Genomic DNA, 23,223 nt, shown 5'->3' on the forward strand with positions numbered 1-23,223 from the left:
CTGCCTCAGGCGCGGACCAGCGCCTCATAATCCTCGGCAATCTCGCGGGTCAGATCACCAACTTCAAAGGTATAGTCGCCGATCTGCCCCACCGGCGTAACCTCTGCGGCGGTGCCGGTCAGCCAGCACTGCTCAAAGCCTTCCATCTCTTCGGGCTTGATGCGGCGCTCATGCACGGTGATGCCCTTGTCCTTCAGCATCTGGATCACGGTCTGGCGGGTGATGCCGTTGAGGAAGCAATCGGCCAGCGGCGTGTGCACTTCGCCGTCCTTCACAAAGAACACATTGGCGCCGGTGGCTTCGGCCACATAGCCGCGCCAGTCCATGAACAGCGCGTCAGAGCAGCCCTTGGCCTCCGCCTTGTGCTTGGAAATGGTGCAGATCATGTAGAGGCCCGCCGCCTTGGCGTGAACCGGGATGGTTTCCGGGCTCGGGCGCTTCCATTCCGCGATGTCGAGCTTGGCGCCCTTCATCTTGGCGTCGCCGTAATAGGCGCCCCAGCCCCAGACCGCGACCGCCATCCGCACCGGGTTCTTGGCTGACGCCACGCCCATGTCTTCACCCGAACCGCGCCAGACCAGCGCGCGGACGTAGGCGTCCTGCAGGCCGGAGGCTTTCAGCGCCTCTTCCTTGGCCGCCTCAATCTGATCAACGGTATAGGGCATCGGCATGTCCAGCGCTTCTGCGCTCGCGATCAGGCGCTCGGAATGCTCGCGGCTTTTGAAGATCTTGCCGTTATAGGCGCGCTCGCCCTCGAACACGGAGGAGGCATAATGCATCGCATGGGTCAGGATATGCACCTTGGCATCCCGCCAGTCGACCAGCTCCCCATCCATCCAGATCACACCGTCGCGGTCGTCGTAACCAGCCATGCCGCACCCTCCTGATTTCTGCGGTGATCTTCATTTATTGCGCAAGTTAAGGCCGAACCGGACACAATCTTGCGCCAAAGCTGCGATTCGATACATCTTCACCCTTGGAATGTCAACAACACTGACATAAACTGACCGGTAATACAGACGAGGGGGCACCACATGCCTGAGGGCCGGACAGGGCAGGGATACAGCGGCGAAAGCCTGCTGTTTCTGACAGATGAGCAGCTGCGTCAGGGGATCGAGGCAATGTTTTTTGCCTACCGCGGCTTTACCGCCGATCCGGACCGGATCCTGGCCGAGATGTCCTATGGCCGGGCGCATCACCGGGCGATCCACTTCATCAACCGCTCGCCGGGCACCACGGTGAACAACCTTCTCAGCATCCTGGGCGTGACCAAACAGTCTCTGAACCGGGTTCTGCGCACGCTGATCGGCGACGGGCTGGTGATCTCCAAAGTGGGGGAGCTCGATAAACGCGAACGCCACCTCTACCTGACCGACCAGGGCGCGGCTCTGGAGGCAACGCTTTCCGACGCCCAGCGCGCCCGGATGCGCGCCGCCTATAAGGACGCAGGCCCCGAGGCGGTGCAGGGTTTCAAGACGGTGCTTGAGGCGATGATGGACGCAGACATGCGCCGCGCCTATGCCAAGCTGCGGGACTGATCAGGCATGACCACCCATGACGCTCATCTGCTGATCGTCGATGACGACGAACGCATCCGCGGCCTCTTGAAGAAATTCCTGATGCGCTCCGGCTTTCTGGTGACCGCTGCCCGCGACGCCGCCCATGCCCGCCGGGTGCTGGCGGGACTGGATTTCGACCTGATCGTGATGGACGTGATGATGCCGGGCGAGGACGGCGTGTCGCTGACCCGCTCCCTGCGCGAAACCATGGCGACCCCGATCCTGCTGCTGACCGCCAAGGGCGAGACCGAGGACCGGATCGCCGGGTTCGAGGCCGGGGCGGATGACTATCTGCCCAAACCTTTCGAGCCCAAGGAACTGTTGCTGCGCGTCAACGCGATCCTGCGGCGGATGCCGGACACGGTGGCGCAGGAAGCCGCGCCCAAGGTGCTGCACCTGGGCGCCATCCGCTATGACATCGAGCGCGGCGAGATGTGGCAGGGCGATGAGCTGATCCGCCTGACCGGCACCGAAAGCCAGCTGATGAAGATCTTCTCCGCCCAGCCGGGTGAGCCGGTCTCCCGCACCAAGCTGGTCGAGGATTTGGGCCGCGACCGCGGCCAGGCGCAGGAACGCGCGGTGGACGTGCAGATCACCCGCCTGCGCCGCAAGATCGAGCCGAACCCGAAACAGCCGCAATACCTGCAAACCGTCCGCGGCGCGGGTTACATGCTGGCACCGGATTAACCCCGCCCGCTTCTTCTGGCCCAAAATACGCCGGTGGGTGAGGCCCAGCGCCCCTCCCTTTTCGCCCAAATGCTGCCAAGGCGGTGCACAGGGGGTGCACGCCCGGTGCACGCATGTCACCCCCCGGTTTTCCCTTGCAGCCAGACACCGCCCCCACCTAGTGTCGCGCCAAGTCCCGCAGCCGGAGGAACGCGCTTATGACCACCGCCCTGATCACCCACGCGGATTGCCTCAATCACGTCACTCCCGAGGGCCACCCCGAACGTGTCGCCCGGCTGGAACACATCCTGCACGCGCTGGAGCCGCTGGAGCTGAAGCGGGTGACAGCACCGATGGCCGCCGAGGATGACATCCTGCGCATCCACCCCGCCGGCTACCTCTCGGACCTGCGCAAGGCCTCCCCGGCAGAGGGCTGGGCACAGATCGACGGAGACACCTTCCTTTCCCCCGGTTCCCTCGACGCCGCCTTCCGCGCTGCGGGGGCCGTGGTACGCGGTGTCGACATGGTGCTGGGCGGCGAGGTGCAGAACGCCTTTGCCGCGGTACGCCCGCCGGGCCATCACGCCGAAACAGACACTGCAATGGGGTTTTGCCTGTTCGGCAACGCCGCGCTGGCGGCCAAGCACGCGCTCGATCACCATGGCCTCAGCCGCGTTGCGGTGGTGGACTTCGACGTCCACCACGGCAACGGCACTCAGGACCTGTTGTGGGACGAGCCGCGCGCGCTGGTGATCACCAGCCAGCAAATGCCGCTGTGGCCCGGCTCCGGCCGCCCGGATGAGGACGGCGCCCACGGCCAGATCCTCAACATGCCGCTGCCGCCGGGATCAGGCCGGACAGAGATGCAGGCGGCCTATGAGGGCCAGGCCTTCCCGCGCCTGCGCGCCTTCAAGCCGGAGCTGATCATCATCTCCGCGGGCTTTGACGCCCATCAGGACGACCCGCTCGCCAGCCTCAACTGGGCCACCGCCGATTTCGCCTGGATCACCGCGAAACTGGGCAAACTTGCCAGTGAGCTGTGCCAGGGCCGTATCGTCTCGACTTTGGAAGGCGGATATGATCTGAACGCGCTGTCCGCGGCAACCCGCGCGCATGTGGAAGAATTGATGAAGGCACCGGCATGACTGAGACCCCCGTAGACCAGATGAGCTTTGAACAGGCGATGCGCGAGCTGGAAGGCGTGGTGGACCAGCTGGAGCGCGGCGACGTGGCGCTGGATGCCTCGATCGCGCTCTATGAACGCGGCGCGGCGCTGAAGAAACGCTGCGAGGACGAGCTGAAGCGCGCCGAAGAAAAGGTCGCCGCCATCACCCTGGATGCCAACGGCACCCCCAAGGGCACCCAGCCATTGGACGCCGGCTGAGCCATGAGTGCCGCCGCAGACACCCAAACACGCCCCTTCGCGGAGGCGCTGAAAAACGCGCAAGCTCAGATCACCGCGCATATGGAACTGCGGCTCGCAGGCAGTGACGAACTGCACGCCGCGATGTGTTATGCCATCACCGGTGGTAAGATGCTGCGCGGCTTCCTGGTGCTGGAAAGCGCCCGGCTGCATGGGGTCGCGGCAGAGGCCGCACTTGACGCCGCGCTGGCCATCGAATGCATCCATGCCTACTCCTTGGTGCATGACGACCTGCCCTGCATGGATGACGACGACCTGCGCCGCGGCCAGCCTACGGTCCATAAGAAATGGGACGAGGCGATGGCGGTTCTGGCAGGCGATAGCCTTCAAACCTTTGCATTTGAGCTGCTGGCAGACCCCAAGGTTGGCCCCCATGCACTGGAGCTGATCCGCAGTCTGGCGCAATCCTCCGGCAAGGACGGCATGGTCTCCGGCCAGATGCTGGATATTGCGGCAGAATCTGCGGCCGCACCGCTTACACTCGAACAAATCACCAAGCTGCAGGGCCGCAAGACCGGCTGCCTGATCGAATGGTCCGCCACCGCCGGCGCGGTGCTGGCAGGCGGCAACCTGGCCCCGCTGCGGCAATACGCACGCGCCCTCGGCCTTGCTTTCCAGATCGCCGACGACATCTTGGATGTGGAAGGTGATGCGGCCAAGGTCGGCAAGGCCGTGCGCAAGGATGCCGATGCCGGCAAGGCGACCTTTGTCTCATTGCTGGGACTGGCAGAGGCAAAAGCCCGCGCACAGTCGCTTTGCGAGGATGCCTGTGCCGCGCTGTCACCCTATGGTGAAGACGCCGCAACCTTGAAGGAAGCCGCGCGTTTCGTTATTGCGCGCGACAGCTAACCCCGCGCCACGCCGCTAAAAGGCGCAGCCCAAGGAGACACCATGCCCGACCGGCCCAAGACCCCGCTTCTGGACCAGATCACGCGCCCCGCGGATCTGAAGGGGCTGACGGATGCGCAGCTGGTGCAGGTGGCCCACGAACTGCGGCAGGAAACCATTTCCGCGGTTTCCGTCACCGGCGGCCATTTGGGCGCCGGCCTTGGCGTGGTGGAGCTGACCACCGCCCTGCACGCGGTCTTCGACACCCCGCGCGACAAGGTGATCTGGGACGTCTCCCACCAGTGCTACCCGCACAAGATCCTGACTGGGCGCCGCGACCGCATCCGCACCCTGCGGATGAAGGACGGGCTCAGCGGCTTCACCAAACGCTCCGAGTCGCCCTTTGACCCCTTCGGTGCCGCCCACAGCTCCACCTCGATCAGCGCAGCGCTTGGCTTTGCCGTGGCGCGCGACCTCGGCGGCGTGATCCCCGAGGGCAACGGTGATGCGATTGCAGTGATCGGCGACGGCTCGATGTCGGCCGGCATGGCGTTTGAGGCAATGAACAACGCAGGCCACCTGGGCAAGCGCCTGTTCGTGATCCTGAACGACAATGAAATGTCGATCGCCCCGCCGGTCGGCGCGCTGTCCTCCTACCTGTCCCGCCTTTATGCAGGCGAGCCGTTCCAGGAATTGAAAGCCGCCGCCAAGGGCGCGGTCTCACTGTTGCCCGAACCCTTCCGCGAGGGCGCCAAACGCGCCAAGGACATGCTGAAAGGCATGGCCGTCGGCGGCACTATGTTCGAGGCACTTGGCTTCTCTTACCTCGGCCCGATCGACGGCCACGACATGGACCAGCTGCTGCCGGTCCTGCGCACCGTCAAGGCCCGCGCCACCGGCCCGATCCTGATCCACGTCCTCACCAAAAAGGGTAAGGGCTACGGCCCCGCCGAACGCGCCCGCGACAAGGGCCACGCCACTGCCAAGTTCGACATGGTGACCGGCGAGCAGAAGAAAGCCCCCTCCAACGCGCCTTCCTATACCTCTGTCTTCGGCAACGAACTGGTGAAGCACGCCGCCAAGGACGACAAGATCTGCGCCGTCACCGCGGCGATGCCGGATGGCACCGGCCTCAATCTGATGGCGGAACGCTACCCCTCGCACACCTTCGACGTGGGCATTGCCGAGCAGCACGGCGTCACCTTTGCCGCGGCACTGGCGGCGGGCGGCATGAAGCCCTTCTGTGCGATGTACTCCACCTTCCTGCAACGCGGCTATGACCAGGTGGTGCATGACGTGGCGATCCAGCGCCTGCCGGTGCGCTTTGCCATCGACCGCGCCGGCCTGGTCGGCGCCGACGGCGCCACCCACGCCGGCAGCTTCGACATCGGCTTCATGTCCAACCTGCCCGGCATGGTGGTGATGGCCGCCGCGGATGAGGCGGAGCTGGTTCACATGGTCGCCACCGCCGCTGCGTATGACGACGGTCCCATCGCATTCCGCTACCCGCGCGGCGAGGGCGAAGGCGTCGAAATGCCGGAGATCCCGGAAGTGCTGGAAATCGGCAAGGGCCGGATGATCCAGGAGGGCAAGCGCGTGGCGCTGCTGTCCTTCGGCACCCGCCTGGGTGAGGTCCGCAAAGCTGCCGAAGCACTCTCTGCCAAGGGCATCACACCGACCATTGCCGACGCCCGCTTTGCCAAACCGCTGGACCGCGATCTGATCCTGCAACTGGCCGCCGGCCACGAGGCGCTGATCACCATCGAGGAAGGCGCGGTGGGCGGCTTCGGCTCCCACGTGGCGCAGCTCCTGGCAGAGGAAGGCGTCTTTGACAGCGGCCTCAAATACCGCTCGATGGTGCTGCCTGACACCTTCATCGACCAGGCCAGCCCAGCGGATATGTACGAAACCGCCGCAATGAACGCGCCGCAGATCGAAGCGAAGGTGCTGGATGTTCTGGGCGTGGCGACGATAGGCGAGAAGCGGGCGTAACCCGCTTCCGATTTAGACCCATTCCAGTAGCACGCAGACTAGTGCTATCTCACACTGTACCGGCACTGCGTCGCGCCATCTGAAACCAGTCACTGCGCAGAAGAACCGGTAGGTACGTGCTGACATACCGTTGTTCAAATTGCGCACATGCAATGCAATCTGATCGTCCCCCAAAAGATAAATAGGCAGCTTGTCCGGATTCATCACAGCGAAATTCATCAGCATGGCCCGCTTGGCAAACACCGAAAAACCAAAAACAACATCGATTTTGCGTGCAAATGATTGCTGCTCCCACAGCTGATCAATGACACCGGGAAATTGCTGGTTGATCCGCGCATAAAGCCGACCCAATGTCCGGAAATTTAACAGCACAAAGACCAGATGCAGAATGCCCACCCGCTACACCCCCGGCGGCTCGGCTGGCGGCACAAAGCTCTCCATATCTTCGGCCTCCAGCACCGCCCGCAACCCTTCGCGGTAGGTGGGATACAGCAGCTCCACCCCAAGCTCATCCTTGATCCGGCGGTTGCGGACCCGCTTGTTCTCCCCATAAAAACTGCGCGCCATCGGCGTCATGCCCGCCTCGTCAAAGGGCACCTCGGCCGGCATCGGCAGGCCCAGAAGTTCGGCGGCGTGGCCCAGCACATCCTGCGGCGGCGCCGGGTCGTCGTCGCAGACGTTATAGATGGCGCCCGGACGCGGCTGCGCGATGGAGGCCGCCAGAACCTGGGCGATGTCGTCCACATGGATACGGGAAAAAACCTGCCCCGGCTTGATGATCCGCCGCGCCTTGCCCGCCATCAGCTTGGCAAAGGGGCCGCGGCCGGGTCCGTAGATGCCGGCCAGCCGGAAGATGTGCAGCGGCAGGCCGGGGATCGCCTGCCATTGCATCTCCGCCAGGGCGCGCCAGTCGCCGCGCTGGCTGGAGGGCTTCACCGGCGTCTCTTCATCCACCCAGGCGCCATCGTGGTGGCCGTAGACGGCTGTGGTCGACAGGTAGCCGACCCACTCCAGATCAGGCGCGGCGGCAATCCGGTCCCCCATGGCTGCCAGCACCGGATCCCCATCCGCATTGGGGCCGATCGAGTTCAGCACATGCGTCACGCCGTCCAGCGGCACGTCCTGCCCGGGCCAGGTGATCATCTCAACACCATCAGCCGCCGCCACCTCACGCGAGGTGCCGATGACACGCCATCCCGCCGCCATCAGGCGCGGGGCGAGCGCCCGGGCGGTATAGCCAAATCCAAGACAAAGCAGCGTTTTTCTCATGCCTCCTAGATGCGTTGGCCGTGCCCGGTGCGCAAGGGTTGATTCGAATCCCCCGCACGGCTTTGATGGCCCGATGAAAAAGCAGACACCCGGATTGGCCGATGCCTATGCGCTGAGCACGCCTGAAGATTCACGGCAGCTCTACGCGGAATGGGCCACCTCCTACGATCAGGATTTTGCTGCCGGGCAGGACTACCTGCTGCCCGGACTGACGGCCAAGGCCTTTGCCGCCGCCGGGGGAACAGGCCCGGTTCTGGACGCGGGCGCAGGCACCGGTCTCTGCGGCCAGGCGCTGCGGGCGCTTGGGGTTGAGCCTGTGGACGCCACCGACATCAGCGCCGCCATGCTGGCCGAGGCGCTGCGCAAAGACGCCTACCGCGACGTGATCGAGGCCGACCTGATGGAGGGCATCCCGGTGCCGCGCGGCTCATACCGCGGGGTGGTCTCCTCCGGCACCTTCACCCACGGCCACCTGGGCCCCGAAGTGCTGCCTGCGCTGCTGCGGGTGGCCGCGCCGGATGCCTGGTTCGCCCTATCGGTGAATGCAAAGTTCTATGAAAAGGCGGGATTTGCCGCAGCCTTTGACAGGCTGCTGCAGGGGCAATGGATCAAAAGCCTGACTCTGCCGGAGCTGCGCATCTACGGCCCGCGCGCCTCCGGCGCGCACAAGGACGACACCGCGATTATTGCACTGTTCCAGAAGGTTTAACGCCACCCCGTCAGCACCGGGTCAAGGGAGGCGCAGCCTCCGCGCGGCACGCGCGGCTTGCCCTTGAGGCGGCGATGGCGGGTCATACACTCGATCCGGCTGCTTGAGGAGCAGACCTGCTCCTCAAGAGCTTCTCAGCGCAAAGAAAACGCCGCGCGAAGCGCGGCGCCAGGCCCAACTGCGGAGGGGCATCTTCAGATGTCCCGCAGCAGGCGGGAGAATTGCGTTACCGCCCCTTCCAGACCGGATCGCGTTTTTCGGCAAAGGCACGGGCGCCTTCCAGGTTGTCTTCGGAGCCGTAAAGCACATCCACCGTCTTGAGCTGGCGCTGGGTGATCCGGTTCATCGCATCCTGGAACTTGCTGTCTTCGGCGTCGCGCACAATCTCCTTGATCGCCGCGTAGACCAGCGGCGGGCCGGAGGCGAGCAGCCTTGCCAGTTCCCAGGCACGGTCCATCAGCTGATCTGCGGCCACGATCTCATTCACCAGCCCCCAGCGGTTGGCTTCTTCGGCATCGAACCAGCGCCCGGTCAGCAGCAGCTCCATGGCGATATGGTAGGGGATGCGCTTGGGCAGTTTGACGCTGGCCGCGTCTGCCACGGTGCCGGAGCGGATTTCCGGCAACGCAAATGTGGCGTGATCGGCTGCAATGATCATGTCCGCCGACAGCGCTAGCTCCAGCCCGCCGCCGCAGGCGATGCCGTTCACGGCGGCGATCACCGGCTTGTTCATATCACGCAGCTCCTGCAGCCCGCCGAAACCGCCGACGCCATAGTCGCCATCAACGGCATCACCGTCAGCCGCCGCCTTCAGGTCCCAGCCGGGGCAAAAGAACTTCCCCCCGCCGCCGGTCAGGATCGCCACCCGCAGCTCCGGGTCGTCGCGGAAGTCTCGGAATACCTCGCCCATCACCTTGCTGGTGGCCAGGTCAATGGCATTGGCCTTGGGCCGGTCCAGCGTGACTTCCAGAATGGCGCCGTCGCGGCGGGTTTTTACGGGGCTTTCACTCATGTTGTCTCCTCCTGGCATTTGGCATGCCGTTTTCCTTCCAGGCCGCAGCGCTAGTATTTCCGGCGCATCAGCGCGTCTGCCGCAACCGCATCCTTTGGCGTGCACAGAAGCGGGTTGATCTCGATCTCCTCCAGCCCCAGCGCGTTCTCCATCACATAGGCCTCAACTGCACGGATGGCGCGCAGGATTGCCTCGCGGTCGGCTGCCGGGGCGCCGCGGTAGCCATCCAGAAGCTTGGAAACCCGCAAGGATTTCAGCGCCGCCTCAATCTCCGCATCCGAGGCCGGCAGCAGGAAAGACGCGCTGTCCTCCATCAGCTCGGTCAGGGTGCCGCCCGCCGCCAGTGTCATGACAAACCCGTGCGCCGGGTCTTTCACCACGCCGATCAGCAGCTCCGCCACCGCGCCGGTAACCATCTCCTCCACCAGGAAACGCTCCGCAGGCATGTTGAAGGCGGCGTCGCTCACCTCCTGGCCTGAGTTCAGGTTCAGCGCCACTGCCCCCGCCTCGGTTTTATGCGCGACACCTTCGCCCTTCAGCACTACTGGGAAGCCGACGTCGACCGCCACCGCGCGGGCATTGGTGGCCGAAGCCGCCCGTTTGGAGCGCGGAGTGCGCAGCCCATAGCTGGAAAGCTGCCATTTGGCTTCGGCCTCCGGCACCAGATCGGGCTCCACAACCGGGGTTGGCAGCAACAACGGCGCAGGCGCTTCCGGCAGCGGCAGGCTGGCCGCCTCGCAGGCGGCAATCGCTTCGCTGAGACCGCAGAAGGGCACCACACCCGCGTCCATCAGCCGGGCCGCCACTTCCTCCGGCAGCAGTTCCGGCAGGGTTGCCACCAGACCGACGTTGGCGCCAGTCTGCTCACGCGAGCCGATGGCCGCCTGAATGGTGCATTCCCAGTCCGAGGCATCGCAGCGGTCATCGCGCGGGAAATCCACAACCAGCATGGTCATTGCCAGCTGCGGATCCATCATGGCTGAGAACGCCTTGGTCATCGCCTCGGTGTCGCGCCAGATATAGGTGTGATAGTCGAGCGGATTTGCCAGCGCCACCATCGGGCCGAGTGCCGCGCGCAGGTTCGTTTTCTGGCGGTCGTTCAAAGGCGGGAACTCCACCTTCCGCGCATGGCCGGTGTCCGCAGCCAGGCTTGCCTCCCCACCGGAGCAGCTGATGGTTGCGATGCGGTTCGAAGGCAGACGCCCCGCCACATGCAGCAATTTCAGCGTCTCCAGGAAGGAAGGCAGGTCATCCAGACGCGGAATGCCAAGGCGTGAGAGCAAAGCCCCCGCACCCGCGTCACCGCCCGCAAGCGAGGCGGTATGAGAAACAGTTGCGGCCTGGGCCTCAGCTGATTTGCCAACTTTCAGCGCGATGACCGGCTTGCCCAGCTCGCGCGCCCGCGCGGCCAGGGCCTCAAAGGCGCGCAGATCGCCAAAACCCTCGATATGAAGGCCCAGCGCGGTCACCCGGTCATCCTCCAGCAACGCCTCGCCAATCGCGGCAATGCCCGACTGCGCCTGATTGCCCGCAGTGACCACATAGGCCAGCGGCAGCCCGCGCTTCTGCATGGTCAGGTTGATGGCGATGTTGGAGCTTTGGGTGACCAGTGCCACACCCTTTTCTGCCCGCTGCCCGCCATGCTGGTCCGGCCACAGCAGTGCGCCGTCCAGGTAGTTGATGAAGCCATAGCAGTTGGGGCCAAGGAACGGCATGCCGCCTGCTGCTTCCAGCAGCTGCGCCTGCAGGTCCGCGCCTTCCGCGTCCTCGGCCGCAGCCTCCAGGAACCCGGAGGCAAAACACACTGCCCCGCCAGCCCCGCGCGCCGACAGCGCCCGCACCACCTCGATCGTGGCAAAACGGTTCACGCCGATGAAGGCTGCGTCAGGTGCCTCCGGCAGGCTGTCCGCATCCTTGAAGACAGGCAGGCCCGCGACCTCTTCAGCCTTGGGGTGGACGGGCCAAATGGTGCCCTCGAACCCCATCTTCTGGCATTGCTCGATCACCAGGCGGCACCATGCGCCGCCGCCAATCACAGCAATGGTTTTCGGGCGGAAAAGCCTGTTTAGAGACTGCATTTGATCTTATTCACCGGTCTTGCCGCGGTCCAGATGGCCGAGGTCTTGTTCAGGATTGATCCGGTCGCGCACGCGGGTTTTCAGCTCTTTCACATCAGGAAAGCCGCCGTCCCGTTTGCGTTCCCAGACCAGCTCCTTATCAACATGGATCTCAAAGATCCCGCCCAAATCTCCGGGAACCAGAGTCACCCCGCCCAATTGGTCCTGGAAGGTCTGCAGCAGCTCCTGCGCCATCCAGCCCGCCCGCAGCAGCCAGTTGCAGCCGATGCAGTAGGTAATGGTAACAACGGGTTTCCCGGTCTGGGTCATGGATCAGCCTCCGACGGCGCGCAGCATCTCGCGGCTGATGATGTGCCGCTGGATTTCACTGGTGCCTTCCCAGATACGCTCCACCCGTGCGTCGCGCCAGATGCGTTCCAGCGGCAGCTCGTCCATCAGGCCCATGCCGCCGTGAATCTGGATCGCCTCATCGGCAACCATCGCCAGCATCTCGGTTGCCTTCAGCTTGGCCATCGACATGTCGCTCTCGGTGACGGTGCCCTGGTCGAATTTCCAGCCGGCTTCCCAGGTCAAGAGGTTCGCCGCCTTCAGCTCCAGCGCCATGTCGGCCAGTTTGAAGGAAATGCCCTGGAACTTGCCGATCTGCTGGCCGAACTGCTTGCGCTCGGCGGCGTATTCGATCGAGTGCTGCAGCGCACGTTCGGCGCGGCCCAGGCAGGTGGCGGCCACTTGCAGGCGGGTGGCCCCCAGCCAGGTGTTGGCCACCTCGAACCCCTTGTCGACCTCGCCCAGAATGGCCGAGGACGGCAGGCGGCAGTCGTCGAATTCCAGCACCGCATTGGTGTAGCCGCGGTGGCTGACGTTACCGTAGCCGTCGCGCACTTCAAAGCCCGGGGTGCCTTTGTCGACAAAGAAGGCAGTGATCTTCTTCTTCGGCCCGCGCGGTGTGTCCTCAACCCCGGTTGCCATGAAGCAGATGGCAAAATCAGCAATATCGGCGTGGCTGATGAAATGCTTGGTGCCGTTCAGGATCCAGTCGTCACCGTCCTGACGGGCAGTGGCCTTCATACCGCGCAGGTCGGATCCCGCATCCGGCTCAGTCATCGCCAGGCAGTCCCATTTCTCGCCCTTCATGCAGGGGAACAGGTATTTCTCTTTCTGCTCCTCTGTGCCTGCCAGCAGGATGTTCGACGGCCGCGCGACCCCGGTCCAGTGCAGCGCATAGTTGGCGCGGCCCAGTTCCTTTTCATACATCAGCCAGGTCAGGGTATCGAGACCGGCACCGCCCACTTCCTCGGGCATGTTGGCGGCATACAGCCCCGCTTCCATTGCCTTCTTCTGCACGTCGCGGATCACATCCATGTCCAGGTGGCCGGTGCGCTCGATCTCCGCCTCATGCGGATAGAGCTCCTTTTCCACAAAGGCGCGGGTGGTCTCAACGATCATCGACTGTTCTTCGGTCATCCCGAACTGCATGGCGGTCTTCCTTCGGCAAATCTGTTGCGGATCAGATTACGCCGCTTGCACGTGTTCATCATGCAAGGTTAGAAATAATCATGCGAAGTTGGACAAAAGATGCCGCTGCGGCGCAGCAATTGGATGTGCTGCTGTTTGATGCCTTTTCGGCCCATTGCCTGGCCAACACGGTGGAGCCGCTGCGTGCCGCCAATACGTTTGCCGGGCGGCAAGTCTATGCCTGGCGGTTCCTGACGCTGGACGGCGCGCCGGCGGTTTCGTCCTCAGGCATGGAGGTTCGGGCGCATGGAAAACTGGGTGATTGCAGCGGCGATCTGCTGATTGCGATGCCGTCTTATGACTTCCTGCGCCACGCCAATGCGGCGACCGCCCGGGCGCTGAAATCCGCTGCCCGCCGCTACAAGGGACTGGCGGGCTTTGACACCGGTGCCTGGCTGTTGGCGCAGGCCGGGCTGCTGGACGGGCGCCGGGCCACCATCCACTGGGAAGAGCTGGGCCACTTCACCGAGGCTTTCCCGGAGGTTGAGGCCGAAAGAGCGCGGCAGGTCCGGGACGGCGACCGCATCACCTGCACCGGCGCGCTGGCGGCCTTTGACACCATGATGGAGCTGATCGGCGACCAGCATGGCGCTGCATTGCGGCTGGAAGTTGCCACGCTGTTCATGGCGCCTGAGGCGACGGAGACCCAGGACCCGATCCTGGTGCGCGGCAAGTCGGTTGCCCGTGCGGTTGCGGTGATGCAGGCTAATCTGGAAACGCCCTTGCCCATCGCTGCCGTGGCCCGAAAGGCGGGCCGCAGCCAGAAGGATCTGGAGGCGCGGATGAAGGGTGAACTGGGGGCAACGCCGCAGGCGGTCTACCGGCGGCTGCGTCTGATACAGGCCAGAAAGCTCGTGTTAGAAACTGTTCTGAGCGTTTCAGAGATTGCCCTGCGCTGCGGCTACGACGACCCGAGCGCGCTGACCCGAGCCTTCAAGGCGGAGTTCGGAACCACTCCGCGCAGCTTGCGCAGTACCGGTTAGACCTGCTTTGCCGCCATCCACTGATTCAGCCGCCACAATCCCCAGGCCAGCGGGATCGCCGCCAGACCACCAATCACATAGGCCAGCGGCTCATCGGCGAAGGATTCAAACATCTGCGTGTAGGCATGGATCGCGGCAAAGGTCAGCGCCGCGTTGAACAATCCGCGCTGGTGCCGCTGCGCCGCCCAGAAGATCACCGCCGCCAGCACCGCTGCCCAGAGCACGGAATAGACGTTTTCGGAAATGAACAGTGCGCTGTCGCGGAAGGCATCGCGGGCGGCAGAGTAGGCTTCCCAATCCTCGTAACCGTCGCTGTAGCGGCCTGGCCCCCAAACGGTTTCGCCCACCACGTCCCCCCACAAGGAGCCGACCAGCGCACAAAGGTTCGCGACCACAAACCCCAATATCGCCAGGATGCGCAAGTGCCGGGCATCGCGCTCCGCCAGCCGGGCCGCACCCCAGACACAGAGCACGATCAGCAGCACCATCTGCAGGATCGTCAGCGTCGATTCCGGCGAATAGAACACATAGGCCGCATGGAAATAGCTGGTGCCGGTCTCCAGCATCTGGGCAAAGGGCGCAATTGCCAGCGCGGTGACAAAACGCACGTCCACTTGCCAGCCGGCCAGCGCCAGCGCCGCCGCATAATAAAGCAGCGCCAGGTTCCGCAACGGTGAGCCGATGCCGTATTGTTGCAGCAGCAGTTCGATCCCCGCCAGATGCATCGCCAGCCCCATCAGCAGGATCGCCCCCAGCACAAAGCCCGCGGACCAGGCCCCGTGCCGCCAGCGCCAGGTGCAGATCATCGCCACCAGCGCGCCGGCAGGCAGCATCACCCAGCCGGCGATGTCCTCGTATTTGTCCACCAGCTCAATTCCGGCGCCGCCCATCAGCATCCCCGCGCCAATCAAAGTGGCGGAATTGCCGAACATCCGCAGCGTCTCGCTTCCGCGCGCCAGAACCGCCAGCCCGCCGCCCAGCATCAGGATGCCCGTCACAGCTACCGCAAGCGGATCCGCCAGCCAGAAGATGAAGCCGGCGGTGGCGGCGATGATTCCGAAACACAGGATCGCGTTGACCGCCAGCGATACCATAACCTCGCGCGAGCGCGCCTCGATGGTGCGGGCCTGATCCGCGGTCAGCACCCCCTCCTCGACCAGGGCAGTTGTATCGGCAATGGCGTGCATCAGCGGTCCCTCGCGGCATCCAAAAGGTTCCGCCCAGCATGGACCGGTCGTCGCCCGGGTAAAAGGGGAGGAATTCCCAGCCCTTACCCCTTGGGCCTGCTTGGCACCCAGGCATAGCCGTTTTCACACAAGATATAGGCCTCGCGCAGGCCATGCGGCTTGTCCGCGGGTGCCTGCAGGATGGTGAAGCCAGCGGCTTCCGCCCGCGCCGCAGCCGCATCCGGGTCAGTGTCATAAAGCCGGATCTCAATCCCGGCCCCGCGCGGCGGGTTTTCCGGCAGCAGCCCCAGCAGCGGATTTTCCGCATAGGTGCCGTCGCTGTGCAGCTGAAACACCTGACCGCCATAGGTGACAATGGCAAAATCCTTGCTCACCTGATAGCCTTTCATCGCAAAAACAGTCTCTAAAAAGGCAATCTCTGCCGGAACATCCCGCACCAGCAGGTTAATCCCGATCCCGCGCAGGGAACGGCCAAAGCTGTCTGCGTCCACAGTCTGGTAGTCCATGCCAATTCCTCCGCATAAGAAACACTTACACCCTGCCGTTGAAACCCGCGCTGCGGCAACGCCAAATGCGCCAGCCTTCGGCGCCTTTCCACCATCCGCATGAAGCTTTGATGGCAAAGCCAGCAATCCGCTTGCCTTCCCGCCCGCAATCGGAACAATTGGATTATGTCAGAAAACATTTTTCCGAGCTGGCCCGACTCCGCCCCGCAATTGATCGAAGTAGCCGCAGGCCGCGCGCCCGCTGACACGGTGATCCGCCAGGGCATCTGGGTCAATGTCCACACCCGCGAACAGCTGCCGGGCCATGATATTGCGATCAAGGCCGGGCGTATCGCCTATGTCGGGCCGGATGCCTCCTATTGCACCGGGCCAGACACCCAGATCATCGAGGCCAACGGGCGTTACATGATCCCCGGCCTGTGCGATGCCCATATGCATATCGAGAGCGGCATGCTGACGCCTGCGGAATTTGCCCGCGCGGTTATCCCGCATGGTACCACCTCGATGTTCACCGACCCGCATGAGATTGCCAATGTGCTGGGCCTGGACGGGGTGCGCTATATGCATGACGAGGCGCTGATGCAGCCGGTCAACATCTTCACCCAGATGCCCAGCTGCGCGCCCTCGGCGCCGGGGCTGGAGACTACCGGCTATGAAATCTCTGCCGAGGACGTGGCTGAGGCGATGAACTGGCCCGGCATCATCGGGCTGGGGGAGATGATGAACTTCCCCGGCGTCGCCAACGCCGACCCCAAGATGCTGGCCGAAATCGCCGCAACCCAGCGCGCAGGAAAAACCGTGGGCGGCCATTACGCCTCCCCCGACCTTGGCCCGGACTTCGCGGCCTATGTGGCCGGCGGCCCAGCCGATGACCACGAGGGCACCTGCGAGGCTGACGCCATCGCGCGAGTGCGCCAGGGTATGCGGTCGATGATGCGGCTCGGCTCTGCCTGGTATGACGTCGAAAGCCAGATCACCGCCGTCACCGAGAAGGGGCTGGATCCGCGCAACTTCATTCTCTGCACCGATGACTGCCACTCCGGCACGCTGGTCAACGACGGCCACATGAACCGGGTGGTGCGCCACGCCATTGCCTGCGGCTGCGACCCGGTGATTGCGCTGCAGATGGCGACCATCAACACCGCCACCCACTTCGGGCTGGAGCGGGAGATCGGCTCCATCACCCCGGGCCGCCGCGCCGATGTGATCCTGACCTCGGACTTGAGCGAACTGCCGATCGAGGTGGTCATCGCCCGCGGGCAGATCGTGGCGGAATCAGGCTCTATCAAGGTCGACTGCCCGCACTACGACTGGCACGCCAGCGCCCGCGGCACCGTACACCTGGGCCATGAGCTGACCGCCAAAGACTTCGAACTGGCCGCGCCGGAGGGCGCCAATGCGGTCACCGCCAATGTGATCGGCGTGGTTGAAAACCAGGCCCCGACCAAGGCGCTGCAGGCAGAGCTGCCGGTGGTCGACGGACTGGTCGAGGGCAGCGGCGACGTCTGCCAGATCGCGCTGGTCGAACGCCACCGCGCCACCGGCGGCGTCACCAACGCGTTTGTCTCCGGCTTCGGCTACAGCGGTAAAATGGCGATGGCCTCCACCGTGGCGCATGACAGCCACCACATGATTGTTGTCGGCACCGACCGCGCGCAGATGGCGCTGGCAGCCAACCGGCTGGCGCAGGTGGGCGGCGGCATCACCATTTACAGGGACGGGCAGGAACTGGCGCTGATCGAACTGCCGATCGCTGGCCTGATGTCCGACAGCCCCGCCACCGAGGTCGCCGCCAAGGCACAGGTGATGGTGGAGGCGATGCAGGCCTGCGGCTGCACCCTCAACAACGCCTACATGCAGCACTCGCTTCTGGCGCTGGTGGTGATCCCGGAACTGAGGATCTCCGACCTGGGCCTGGTCGACGTGCGCACATTCCAGAAAATCCCGGTAATCGAGCCTGCCCAATGATAACAACAAAACACCCCGGCCATCCGCCGGACGAAAGCTTCAACGACGCAACCGAGGCCGTGGACCGGCTGGAGCTGCTTTATAATCAGGCCACCGGATTCCTGTGTGATGAGTTCATCCGCGCAATGGCGGATGGCGCGCCGGACAACCAGCGCATCCGCGCCTATTACCCGGAGATCCGGTTCTCCACCCTGACCTTCGCACAGGTGGACAGCCGCCTCAGCTTTGGCCACGTCTCCGCACCCGGCACCTATGCCACCACGGTGACCCGGCCGGACCTGTTCCGCAATTACCTGATCCAGCAAATCACCCTGCTGATCCGCAACCACGGCCAGCCGGTCACCATCAGCGTCTCGGACACCCCGATCCCGGTGCATTTCGCAGTGGCCTCGCGCCCGGACCTGACGGTGCCGCAAGAGGGTGCGGCGGGTTTCACCCTGCGCGATGTGTTTGACGTGCCGGATCTGTCGACCACCAATGACGACATCGTCAACGGCACCTATCAGCCCCCCAACGGCACCGGCCCGCTGTCACTGTTTACTGCCCAGCGGATCGACTACTCGCTGGCCCGGCTCAGCCATTACACCGCCACCAGCCCGGAGCATTTCCAGAACCACGTCCTGTTCACCAACTACCAGTTCTACGTGGCGGAGTTCGAAGCCTATGCCCGCGCCCAGCTGGCGGATCCGGACAGCGGCTATACCAGTTTTGTCAGCACCGGCGATCACGAAATAGCCGGTCCTGACGCGGTGATCCCCGAGGCCGGCAAGCTGCCGCAAATGCCCACCTACCATCTGAAGCGCGAGGACGGGAACGGCGTCACCCTGGTCAACATCGGCGTCGGGCCGTCAAACGCCAAAACCGCCACCGACCACATCGCGGTGCTGCGCCCGCACGCCTGGCTGATGGTCGGCCATTGCGCCGGCCTCAGGAACACCCAAGCGCTGGGGGACTTCGTGCTGGCGCATGGTTACCTGCGCGAGGATCATGTGCTGGACGACGACCTTCCAATCTGGACCCCGATCCCCGCGCTGGCGGAAATCCAGGTCGCACTGGAGGAGGCGGTCGCCGAGGTCACCGAATACGAAGGCTTCGACCTCAAGCGGATCATGCGCACCGGCACCGTCGCCACCATCGACAACCGCAACTGGGAGCTGCGCGACCAGTCCGGCCCGGTGCAGCGCCTCAGCCAGTCCCGCGCGGTGGCGCTGGACATGGAAAGCGCCACCATCGCCGCCAACGGCTACCGCTTCCGGGTGCCCTACGGCACGCTGCTCTGTGTTTCGGACAAGCCGCTGCACGGTGAGCTGAAGCTCCCGGGCATGGCGTCGGACTTTTACCGGACCCAGGTTGCGCGCCATCTGCAAATCGGCATAAGAGCTATGGAACGCCTGCGCGGCATGCCTCTGGAGCGCCTGCACAGCCGGAAATTGCGCTCGTTCGACGAAACAGCCTTCCTCTAAGGCGGTTTTTTGCAGTTTTCCTAGAAAAAATGCCCATTTTGGACTGTGCGGAGCACACAAGAAGTTGTGTTATCATACAACATAACGATAATGTCACGCGATGAGGCCCCACAGTTCGGGCAGTTTAAGGAGACGAAGAATGTCCAAACCGATGACCAAAACCCAGCTTGTTGCCGCTCTGGCAGAGGAAATGGGCAGCGACAAGAAAGTCGCAGGTTCCGCACTGGAAGCGGTCTGCTCGCTGATCACCCGCGAAGTGTCGGGCGGCGGTGCCGTGACCCTGCCGGGCGTCGGCAAGATCTACTGCCGCGAGCGTCCCGAGCGCGAAGTGCGCAACCCGGCCACCGGTGAGAAGTTCACCAAGGAAGCCGACAAGGTGGTGAAAATGACCATCGCCAAAGCGCTGAAAGACAGCGTGAACGGCTGATACCGGACCTGATCCGGACGGTTTGAGGGCTGCCCGCTGCGGGCGGCCCTTTTCTTTTGCCCCCGCACATACGGCCAACAGTTCGCCCGCCGCCGCAGCGTTGCTGATTGCAATGCCGGGTCCAGAGGCGCAGGCTGAGGTCAACGCACAAGAGGGGGCCGCACCATGGAGAACGTCAATCTGCTGCTGATCCTGGGTGCCGCTTTGCTGGCCGGCGCCAGCCCCGGACCTGCCACCCTGACCATCGCCGGCACTGCCATGCAGCGCGGCCGCGCCGCCGGGCTGGCACTGGCCGCCGGCGTCAGCAGCGGCTCACTGATCTGGTCGGTCTCTGCCGCATTTGGCCTGGGTGCGGTGATGCTGGCCAATGCCTGGATGTTCGAAGTGGTCCGCTACTTCGGCGCCGCCTACCTGATGTATCTGGCGATCCGCTCGGCGCGTTCTGCCCTGCGTTCCGGCGCCCCGGAACTGCGCCCCTCGGCAGCGCCCTCGCTGCGCGCAGCTTACGCCAAGGGGCTAGCGCTGCATCTGACTAATCCGAAGGCGATCCTGTTCTTCGGCTCGCTCTACGCCATTGGCATTCCGCCCGGCACCGAGCCCTCGGCGCTGCTGGTGGTAATTGCCGCCATCGCAGTGCAAAGCACGCTGATCTTCCACGGCTACGCGATCCTGTTTTCCAGCGCCGCCGCCAGCCGCATCTACATCCGCCTGCGCCGCGTGTTCGAGGCGCTGTTCGCCGCCGCCTTTGGCGCCGCCAGCTGGCAGATCTTTGCAGCCCGGCTCAGCTGACAGGGCTTGAAGAACGGGGCTTGATCCCGCCGCCCGCTTCCCCGACAGTCCGCCGCAGCAGAAAGGGTTGGGACAATGGACGCACGCGCAATAGCCATGGGGCTTGCCTTTGCCCTTATGTGGTCCTCGGCCTTCACCTCGGCGCGGATCATCGTGCAGGATGCCTCGCCGCTGTTTTCCCTCGCTGTGCGGTTCCTGATCTCCGGCCTGATCGGCGTCGCCATTGCCCGCGCCATGGGCCAGACCTGGCGGCTGACTCCGGGCCAGTGGCGCGCGACGGTAATCTTCGGCGTCTGCCAGAACGCGCTCTACCTCGGCCTCAACTTTGTCGCCATGCAATGGATCGAGGCCTCCCTGGCCGCCATCATCGCCTCCACCATGCCGCTCTTGGTGGCGCTGGCCGGCTGGATGCTGTTCGGAGAGCGGCTGCGGCCCCTCGGCTACGCCGGACTGCTCGCGGGCATCTTGGGCGTCGCCCTGATCATGGGCACCCGCCTCAGCGCCGGCGTGGACCTGACGGGTGTTTTTCTCTGCGTGATTGGCGTGCTGGCACTCACCACCGCAACCCTCGCCCTGCGCGGCGCCACCTCGGGCGGCAATTTCATGATGGTGGTGGGGCTGCAGATGCTGATCGGCTCCGCCATCCTGTTCGTGGCCGCACCGCTGAGCGAGGAAATATTCGTCAACCCCACCTGGCGGCTGGCGGCGGCCTTTACCTACACCACCATCGTGCCGGGACTGATGGCCACCTTCATCTGGGTGCTGCTCCTGAACCGCATCGGTGCGGTGCGCGCCGCCACCTTCCACTTCCTGAACCCGGTATTCGGCGTCGCCGTCGCCAGCGTGCTGCTGGGCGAGAAACTGGGGCCGCTCGACGTGCTGGGCGTTGCCATCGTCACCGGCGGCATCCTGGCGGTCCAGCTCTCCCGCCAGCCTGCACAGCCGCAAACAGGGCCCTCCCGCGCGGCAAAGCCGGGCTGACGCCCGCCCCTGCCCCTTGGGCCCGGCGCCGCTGCCGCGGCGCGGCCCCGTTGCAAGTCCTTGCGTTTCCGCCGTAACCTGATCCCCAAAGACATAAGCAGGAGGACGCGGCATGAGCACGCAACTATCCCAGGTGCTGGACGCAATCGACGCCGCCAATGCCAAGGATCCGACCCTGGAAGACGGCCAGCCCGCCGCGCTGCTCTATGGACAGCGGATGAGCGCGGAGCAGCAACGCCTGTTCCCGGACGCAGCCGAGCCGCTGCAAATTGCCGCCCGCGGCCAGCATGTGGAGCGCTGGAAGCTGGAGCGCAGCGCCTTCCCCGAAGGCCGCGCCGGCTACCTCGCCTGGCGCAAGGCCGAAGCAGAGCACCACGCCGGAGTGGTCACAGCCCTGATGCAGGATGCGGGCTATGGCGCAGAAGACGTGGATGCCGCCGCAAAGATGCTGCGCAAGGAAGGCATCAAGCGCGATGATCAGGTGCAGGCGCTGGAGGACATCATCTGCTTTGTCTTCCTGAAATGGTATTTTGCCCCCTTCGCTGCCAAACACCCGGCAGACAAGGTGCAGCGCATCGTCGAAAAGACCGCCCGCAAGATGTCGGCTGACGCCCGCGCCCGTGTGCTGGGTGAGTTCACCCTGCCCGCAGAGCTGGCCGGCGCCTTCGCCGCCTGAGCCGCCCCGCACACGGCTTTGCGAGCCGCCTGTAACAGGGCTTTGCATTTGCGGCTACAGACCCCATGTTCTGCTGCAACGCGAACAGGCGGGAGGACACCATGACCAAATACTTCAAAAACCCGGACGCCGTTGCAGCACTGTCGGAAGAAGAGTTCTATGTGACCCAGAACGCGGGCACCGAACGCCCGGGCACCGGCAAGCTGCTCTATAACAAGGAGCCAGGCATCTATGTCGACATCGTCTCTGGCGAGCCGCTGTTTGCCTCCTCCGACAAATACGAATCCGGCTGCGGCTGGCCCAGTTTCACCAAGCCGATCGAATCCGCGCATATCCAGGAACTGGAAGACCGGACCCTCGGCATGATCCGAACCGAGGTCCGCTCCACCCATGGCGACAGCCACCTGGGCCACGTCTTCCCCGACGGGCCGATGGACCGGGGCGGCCTGCGCTACTGCATCAACTCCGCCTCCCTGCGGTTTGTCCATCTGGACGACATGGAGGCCGAGGGCTATGGCGCCTACATCAACCAAGTGGAGGTCGTAAAATGAGCACCACCGAACGCGCCGTCCTGGCAGGCGGCTGTTTCTGGGGCATGCAGGAACTGATCCGCAAACGCCCCGGCGTTATCAGCACCCGCGTCGGCTATACCGGCGGCGATGTCCCGAATGCCACCTACAAGAACCACGGCACCCATGCCGAGGGAATTGAGATCATCTTTGATCCCACCGTCACATCCTTCCGGGAACAGCTGGAGTTCTTCTTCCAGATTCACGACCCGACCACGCTGAACCGCCAGGGCAACGACCTGGGGATGAGCTACCGTTCCGCGATCTACTATACGGACGAGAGGCAAAAGGCCGTGGCCGAAGACACCATCGCAGATGTGAACGCCTCCGGCCTCTGGCCCGGCAAAGTGGTCACCGAACTGGCGCCGGTTGGCGACTTCTGGGAGGCTGAGCCTGAGCATCAGGACTATCTGCAGCGCCTGCCCAATGGCTACACCTGCCATTTCGCCCGCCCCGATTGGGTGCTGCCGAAACGGAACGCCGCCGCAGAATAGGCTCTAACAAGGCCCTTCCTTCAGCCCCGCCCTCCGGCGGGGCTTTACGCTTCCAGAGCAATCCAATCCCCGCGCTTCTTTCTGGTCAGAAATACCCCCACCGGAGGCCGCGGGTTTTCCACGAAAACC

The 23,223-nt window shown here is 64.3% G+C and carries 25 protein-coding genes; 16 read left to right on the forward strand and 9 right to left on the reverse strand.

Annotation, left to right across the window (positions count from 1 at the left end; all coding sequences use genetic code 11):
- Positions 1–5: 5 nt before the first annotated feature.
- Positions 6–872, reverse strand: coding sequence for a branched-chain amino acid aminotransferase (locus RA24_RS13910; RefSeq protein ID WP_039192242.1), 867 nt, complete (start codon positions 870–872; stop codon positions 6–8).
- A gap of 162 nt (positions 873–1,034) precedes the next feature.
- On the opposite strand from RA24_RS13910, the gene RA24_RS13915 reads away from it, so the two are divergent.
- The 6 genes from RA24_RS13915 (at position 1,035) to dxs (ending at position 6,468) form a co-directional block, all read left to right on the forward strand.
- Positions 1,035–1,538: a MarR family winged helix-turn-helix transcriptional regulator gene (locus RA24_RS13915; RefSeq protein ID WP_029204953.1), complete on the forward strand. Its 504-nt coding sequence runs from the start codon at positions 1,035–1,037 to the stop codon at positions 1,536–1,538.
- 6 nt (positions 1,539–1,544) lie between these two features.
- Positions 1,545–2,246 carry a response regulator gene (locus RA24_RS13920; RefSeq protein ID WP_039192245.1) on the forward strand — a complete coding sequence of 234 codons (702 nt, stop codon included), beginning with the start codon at positions 1,545–1,547 and terminating at the stop codon, positions 2,244–2,246.
- A 197-nt stretch (positions 2,247–2,443) separates the two neighbouring features.
- Positions 2,444–3,370 carry a histone deacetylase family protein gene (locus tag RA24_RS13925; RefSeq protein ID WP_039192247.1) on the forward strand — a complete coding sequence of 309 codons (927 nt, stop codon included), beginning with the start codon at positions 2,444–2,446 and terminating at the stop codon, positions 3,368–3,370.
- Positions 3,367–3,609 carry an exodeoxyribonuclease VII small subunit gene (locus RA24_RS13930; RefSeq protein WP_019297546.1) on the forward strand — a complete coding sequence of 81 codons (243 nt, stop codon included), beginning with the start codon at positions 3,367–3,369 and terminating at the stop codon, positions 3,607–3,609. The genes RA24_RS13925 and RA24_RS13930 overlap by 4 nt, the downstream gene beginning before the upstream one ends.
- 3 nt (positions 3,610–3,612) lie before the next feature.
- Positions 3,613–4,497 (forward strand): polyprenyl synthetase family protein, encoded by an 885-nt coding sequence (locus RA24_RS13935; protein ID WP_039192251.1) that lies wholly within the window; start codon positions 3,613–3,615, stop codon positions 4,495–4,497.
- Between the two features lie 42 nt (positions 4,498–4,539).
- Entirely contained in the window at positions 4,540–6,468 is a 1,929-nt protein-coding gene (gene dxs, locus RA24_RS13940) for a 1-deoxy-D-xylulose-5-phosphate synthase (protein WP_039192254.1), read from the forward strand.
- A 12-nt stretch (positions 6,469–6,480) separates the two neighbouring features.
- On the opposite strand, the gene RA24_RS13945 is transcribed toward dxs, so the two are convergent.
- Positions 6,481–6,864, reverse strand: a complete 384-nt coding sequence (locus tag RA24_RS13945) for a hypothetical protein (RefSeq protein ID WP_039192257.1) — start codon at positions 6,862–6,864, stop codon at positions 6,481–6,483.
- 3 nt (positions 6,865–6,867) lie between these two features.
- Positions 6,868–7,737 carry an SDR family oxidoreductase gene (locus RA24_RS13950; protein ID WP_039192260.1) on the reverse strand — a complete coding sequence of 290 codons (870 nt, stop codon included), beginning with the start codon at positions 7,735–7,737 and terminating at the stop codon, positions 6,868–6,870.
- A 73-nt stretch (positions 7,738–7,810) separates the two neighbouring features.
- Between RA24_RS13950 and RA24_RS13955 the strand changes: the two genes are divergently transcribed.
- Complete coding sequence (locus RA24_RS13955; protein ID WP_029204952.1) at positions 7,811–8,446, forward strand: class I SAM-dependent DNA methyltransferase; 636 nt, start codon at positions 7,811–7,813, stop codon at positions 8,444–8,446.
- 226 nt (positions 8,447–8,672) lie between these two features.
- Here RA24_RS13955 and RA24_RS13960 read toward each other — a convergent pair whose 3' ends face one another.
- From RA24_RS13960 to RA24_RS13975, 4 genes are read right to left on the reverse strand one after another with little or no spacing between them, the layout of a single operon-like run.
- Entirely contained in the window at positions 8,673–9,458 is a 786-nt protein-coding gene (locus tag RA24_RS13960; RefSeq protein ID WP_039147499.1) for a carnitinyl-CoA dehydratase, read from the reverse strand.
- Between the two features lie 50 nt (positions 9,459–9,508).
- Positions 9,509–11,536 carry an acetate--CoA ligase family protein gene (locus RA24_RS13965; RefSeq protein ID WP_039192263.1) on the reverse strand — a complete coding sequence of 676 codons (2,028 nt, stop codon included), beginning with the start codon at positions 11,534–11,536 and terminating at the stop codon, positions 9,509–9,511.
- Between the two features lie 6 nt (positions 11,537–11,542).
- Positions 11,543–11,845, reverse strand: coding sequence for a SelT/SelW/SelH family protein (locus RA24_RS13970; protein WP_039147503.1), 303 nt, complete (start codon positions 11,843–11,845; stop codon positions 11,543–11,545).
- Between the two features lie 3 nt (positions 11,846–11,848).
- Entirely contained in the window at positions 11,849–13,012 is a 1,164-nt protein-coding gene (locus RA24_RS13975) for an acyl-CoA dehydrogenase family protein (protein ID WP_039192266.1), read from the reverse strand.
- Positions 13,013–13,092: 80 nt separating this feature from the next.
- On the opposite strand from RA24_RS13975, the gene RA24_RS13980 reads away from it, so the two are divergent.
- Complete coding sequence (locus RA24_RS13980) at positions 13,093–14,034, forward strand: GlxA family transcriptional regulator (protein ID WP_039171953.1); 942 nt, start codon at positions 13,093–13,095, stop codon at positions 14,032–14,034.
- On the opposite strand, the gene RA24_RS13985 is transcribed toward RA24_RS13980, so the two are convergent.
- Together RA24_RS13985 and RA24_RS13990 are read right to left on the reverse strand one after the other, a co-directional pair.
- On the reverse strand, positions 14,031–15,221 hold the full coding sequence (locus RA24_RS13985) for a hypothetical protein (protein ID WP_193747134.1): 1,191 nt from the start codon (positions 15,219–15,221) through the stop codon (positions 14,031–14,033). The genes RA24_RS13980 and RA24_RS13985 overlap by 4 nt on opposite strands.
- Positions 15,222–15,304: 83 nt before the next feature.
- Complete coding sequence (locus RA24_RS13990) at positions 15,305–15,727, reverse strand: glyoxalase (RefSeq protein ID WP_039192269.1); 423 nt, start codon at positions 15,725–15,727, stop codon at positions 15,305–15,307.
- A 165-nt stretch (positions 15,728–15,892) separates the two neighbouring features.
- Between RA24_RS13990 and ade the strand changes: the two genes are divergently transcribed.
- The 8 genes from ade to msrA all read left to right on the forward strand — a co-directional run bounded on the left by ade (position 15,893) and on the right by msrA (position 23,094).
- Positions 15,893–17,695 (forward strand): adenine deaminase, encoded by a 1,803-nt coding sequence (ade, locus tag RA24_RS13995; protein ID WP_039192271.1) that lies wholly within the window; start codon positions 15,893–15,895, stop codon positions 17,693–17,695.
- Positions 17,692–19,158, forward strand: a complete 1,467-nt coding sequence (locus RA24_RS14000) for an AMP nucleosidase (RefSeq protein ID WP_039192273.1) — start codon at positions 17,692–17,694, stop codon at positions 19,156–19,158. Before ade ends, RA24_RS14000 begins: the two co-directional genes overlap by 4 nt.
- A 139-nt stretch (positions 19,159–19,297) precedes the next feature.
- Entirely contained in the window at positions 19,298–19,585 is a 288-nt protein-coding gene (locus RA24_RS14005; protein ID WP_019297532.1) for an HU family DNA-binding protein, read from the forward strand.
- Between the two features lie 165 nt (positions 19,586–19,750).
- Positions 19,751–20,374 carry a LysE family translocator gene (locus RA24_RS14010; protein WP_039192276.1) on the forward strand — a complete coding sequence of 208 codons (624 nt, stop codon included), beginning with the start codon at positions 19,751–19,753 and terminating at the stop codon, positions 20,372–20,374.
- 75 nt (positions 20,375–20,449) lie between these two features.
- Positions 20,450–21,355, forward strand: a complete 906-nt coding sequence (locus RA24_RS14015; protein WP_019297530.1) for a DMT family transporter — start codon at positions 20,450–20,452, stop codon at positions 21,353–21,355.
- Between the two features lie 112 nt (positions 21,356–21,467).
- On the forward strand, positions 21,468–22,031 hold the full coding sequence (locus RA24_RS14020; protein WP_039192279.1) for a DUF4202 domain-containing protein: 564 nt from the start codon (positions 21,468–21,470) through the stop codon (positions 22,029–22,031).
- A gap of 101 nt (positions 22,032–22,132) precedes the next feature.
- Positions 22,133–22,582, forward strand: a complete 450-nt coding sequence (gene msrB / locus RA24_RS14025; protein WP_019297528.1) for a peptide-methionine (R)-S-oxide reductase MsrB — start codon at positions 22,133–22,135, stop codon at positions 22,580–22,582.
- Positions 22,579–23,094: a peptide-methionine (S)-S-oxide reductase MsrA gene (gene msrA / locus RA24_RS14030; RefSeq protein WP_039147517.1), complete on the forward strand. Its 516-nt coding sequence runs from the start codon at positions 22,579–22,581 to the stop codon at positions 23,092–23,094. Before msrB ends, msrA begins: the two co-directional genes overlap by 4 nt.
- The last annotated feature ends 129 nt before the right edge of the window (positions 23,095–23,223 follow it).

Origin of the sequence: Leisingera sp. ANG-M6, assembly GCF_000813905.1 — a bacterium.
GTDB lineage: Bacteria > Pseudomonadota > Alphaproteobacteria > Rhodobacterales > Rhodobacteraceae > Leisingera.

Excerpts from the sequence above, each read along its gene's own strand:
- RA24_RS13910 (WP_039192242.1), bottom strand. The coding sequence starts at position 872 with ATGGCTGGTTACGACGACCGCGACGGTGTGATCTGGATGGATGGGGAG.
- RA24_RS13915 (WP_029204953.1), top strand. The coding sequence starts at position 1,035 with ATGCCTGAGGGCCGGACAGGGCAGGGATACAGCGGCGAAAGCCTGCTG.
- RA24_RS13920 (WP_039192245.1), top strand. The coding sequence starts at position 1,545 with ATGACCACCCATGACGCTCATCTGCTGATCGTCGATGACGACGAACGC.
- RA24_RS13925 (WP_039192247.1), top strand. The coding sequence starts at position 2,444 with ATGACCACCGCCCTGATCACCCACGCGGATTGCCTCAATCACGTCACT.
- RA24_RS13930 (WP_019297546.1), top strand. The coding sequence starts at position 3,367 with ATGACTGAGACCCCCGTAGACCAGATGAGCTTTGAACAGGCGATGCGC.
- RA24_RS13935 (WP_039192251.1), top strand. The coding sequence starts at position 3,613 with ATGAGTGCCGCCGCAGACACCCAAACACGCCCCTTCGCGGAGGCGCTG.
- dxs (WP_039192254.1), top strand. The coding sequence starts at position 4,540 with ATGCCCGACCGGCCCAAGACCCCGCTTCTGGACCAGATCACGCGCCCC.
- RA24_RS13950 (WP_039192260.1), bottom strand. The coding sequence starts at position 7,737 with ATGAGAAAAACGCTGCTTTGTCTTGGATTTGGCTATACCGCCCGGGCG.
- RA24_RS13955 (WP_029204952.1), top strand. The coding sequence starts at position 7,811 with ATGAAAAAGCAGACACCCGGATTGGCCGATGCCTATGCGCTGAGCACG.
- RA24_RS13960 (WP_039147499.1), bottom strand. The coding sequence starts at position 9,458 with ATGAGTGAAAGCCCCGTAAAAACCCGCCGCGACGGCGCCATTCTGGAA.
- RA24_RS13965 (WP_039192263.1), bottom strand. The coding sequence starts at position 11,536 with ATGCAGTCTCTAAACAGGCTTTTCCGCCCGAAAACCATTGCTGTGATT.
- RA24_RS13970 (WP_039147503.1), bottom strand. The coding sequence starts at position 11,845 with ATGACCCAGACCGGGAAACCCGTTGTTACCATTACCTACTGCATCGGC.
- RA24_RS13975 (WP_039192266.1), bottom strand. The coding sequence starts at position 13,012 with ATGCAGTTCGGGATGACCGAAGAACAGTCGATGATCGTTGAGACCACC.
- RA24_RS13980 (WP_039171953.1), top strand. The coding sequence starts at position 13,093 with ATGCGAAGTTGGACAAAAGATGCCGCTGCGGCGCAGCAATTGGATGTG.
- RA24_RS13985 (WP_193747134.1), bottom strand. The coding sequence starts at position 15,221 with ATGCACGCCATTGCCGATACAACTGCCCTGGTCGAGGAGGGGGTGCTG.
- RA24_RS13990 (WP_039192269.1), bottom strand. The coding sequence starts at position 15,727 with ATGGACTACCAGACTGTGGACGCAGACAGCTTTGGCCGTTCCCTGCGC.
- ade (WP_039192271.1), top strand. The coding sequence starts at position 15,893 with ATGTCAGAAAACATTTTTCCGAGCTGGCCCGACTCCGCCCCGCAATTG.
- RA24_RS14000 (WP_039192273.1), top strand. The coding sequence starts at position 17,692 with ATGATAACAACAAAACACCCCGGCCATCCGCCGGACGAAAGCTTCAAC.
- RA24_RS14005 (WP_019297532.1), top strand. The coding sequence starts at position 19,298 with ATGTCCAAACCGATGACCAAAACCCAGCTTGTTGCCGCTCTGGCAGAG.
- RA24_RS14010 (WP_039192276.1), top strand. The coding sequence starts at position 19,751 with ATGGAGAACGTCAATCTGCTGCTGATCCTGGGTGCCGCTTTGCTGGCC.
- RA24_RS14015 (WP_019297530.1), top strand. The coding sequence starts at position 20,450 with ATGGACGCACGCGCAATAGCCATGGGGCTTGCCTTTGCCCTTATGTGG.
- RA24_RS14020 (WP_039192279.1), top strand. The coding sequence starts at position 21,468 with ATGAGCACGCAACTATCCCAGGTGCTGGACGCAATCGACGCCGCCAAT.
- msrB (WP_019297528.1), top strand. The coding sequence starts at position 22,133 with ATGACCAAATACTTCAAAAACCCGGACGCCGTTGCAGCACTGTCGGAA.
- msrA (WP_039147517.1), top strand. The coding sequence starts at position 22,579 with ATGAGCACCACCGAACGCGCCGTCCTGGCAGGCGGCTGTTTCTGGGGC.